This is a genomic window from Bariatricus sp. HCP28S3_F11 (assembly GCF_052065395.1).
Taxonomy (GTDB): Bacteria; Bacillota; Clostridia; order Lachnospirales; family Lachnospiraceae; genus Allocoprococcus.
The window spans coordinates 1-1,998 of the sequence record NZ_JBQHUC010000087.1; the positions used below are offsets into that span (position 1 = coordinate 1).

Here is a 1,998-nt window from a genome sequence, read left to right on the forward strand (position 1 = left end):
GCGCGCTCTAACGGGTGAAAGTCGTGTGTTCTGCAAGCTGTTATCAGCTTGCCAGTGAAAGCCTGGTCAAGGTAATCGCCAGTGAGCCTTGTAGCGAACCTCCAATGCCTTTGGGTGACCGATTGTGTTGAAGCGAGGTATGCCTGTGAGAAACAGGTGCAAAATAGCAGTCCGTAACATAAAGTGAATCCTGTAGCATCGTTACGTTAGCCCTGTAAGGGACAAGAGGGAGTCGAGTCACTGACTTTCTGACGAAGACCATGGAAGATGTGGAGATACTGGAGTACAGCATTGAAGAACCCTTCGGTGTAGAGGGAGCGGAATGTTATGAAAGTTGATAACGGAACAGAAGAGATCTCATACCATCATATAACCACAAGTATGTAACTGAGGATATAAGCACGCATGCGAAATTTCTCGGGAAGTGGTATGAGAAGTCGGAGGAGCCCATAGTATCTATGAACTATTGGTAAGAAAAACAATGGGAGAAAAGGGGCTCTGCTTTAATCAAGATTAACGGGAAGGTAAGGGATAGTGCATGCCAAATATTGGACAACAACACTCAATAGAAAAATCACGACAACTTCAACGTAATCTATACCTGGCAGCCAAAAAGGATAAGCAACGCAGATTTCATGCGTTGTATGACCGTATCTTTCGCCTGGATATTTTGTGGCGGGCATGGAAAGAAGTGCGAGAAAACAAGGGGAGCGCTGGGATTGACGGCATTACCTTTGAAATGATTGAGGAATACGGAGTAGAAGAATACTTGTTGGATATTCAAGAGGATTTGAAGAATAAGAAATACAGACCCAAGCCGGTAAAGAGAGTATACATTCCAAAACCGGATGGGAAGCAAAGACCATTGGGAATACCGACTATTAGAGACAGGATTGTGCAACAAGCCTGTAAGATAGTGATAGAACCTGTCTTTGAAGCAAACTTTCTAGATAGTTCTTATGGATTTCGCCCTAAAAGAGATGCAAAACAGGCTACAGAAAAAGTGAAAAAAGAATTGTATAAAAACTGGTATGTAGTAGACGCAGACATACAGGGATACTTCGACAACATCAATCATGAAATACTACTGGGATTAATAAATCGTCGCATCAGTGATAGAAGGGTCATTAAGTTATGCAGACAGTGGTTACAAGCAGGAGTCATTGAAAATGGGAAATATTATCCAACGGAAAAAGGCTCACCGCAAGGAGGAGTCATTAGTCCGTTGTTAGCAAATATCTATCTTCATGTATTGGACTCCTACTGGGGAAAGCATAAGGAACTGGGCGTCATAGTCAGATATGCAGATGATGCAGTGATTGTGTGCAGAACAAGAAAAGATGCAGAATTAGCGTTTGAGCATCTGAAAAGAATAATGACTAAGTTGAAACTGACGTTGAATCCGCAGAAAACAAAGATTGTAGACATGAATAAGGAGAACTTTGACTTTCTTGGATTCCGTTACCAGAAGTTTGGTAAAACCAAAAGTGGACGGAAGTTGCCTTATATGATGCCTAGTAAAAAGGCGATGGAAAAGGTAAAGGATGCAATCAGAGTAATTACTTGCAGAAAATCAGCCTATGAGGGTCTGGAGCAAAAGGTGGAAAAATTAAATCCACTCATAAGAGGATGGAGAAACTACTTTCAGCATGGAAACTCAACAAAACGATTTAAACAGCTTGATGAATACGTGTGGATGAAGCTATGGAGACGGGTGTATTACAGGCGAAAACAGAAGAAATACAGAGGGCATGTGTTGTATGGATTTCGAAAGTGGTATGCAACCAGTGGAATAGAGTACTTTTATTATCTAAATAAGAAAAGATATGTGGCAGTCTTTTGAATGCTGTGGGAAGAAGATTATCGGAAAGCCGTGTGAGGGAGAACCTCATGCACGGTTTGAGGTGGCAGGCGATGGAAACGGAAACTACCGCGCCATCGCTTGACCCTACCCGAACATGCCCAGGTAGTGGGAAATGTATAGCCGAACAGCAAGGG

The 1,998-nt window shown here is 42.4% G+C and carries 1 protein-coding gene; it reads left to right on the top strand.

Annotated elements, in window-relative coordinates; all coding sequences use genetic code 11:
• The first annotated feature begins 538 nt into the window (after nucleotides 1–538).
• Complete coding sequence (gene ltrA / locus ACTNBR_RS16295; RefSeq protein ID WP_441019235.1) at nucleotides 539–1,843, top strand: group II intron reverse transcriptase/maturase; 1,305 nt, start codon at nucleotides 539–541, stop codon at nucleotides 1,841–1,843.
• Nucleotides 1,844–1,998 lie beyond the last annotated feature (155 nt).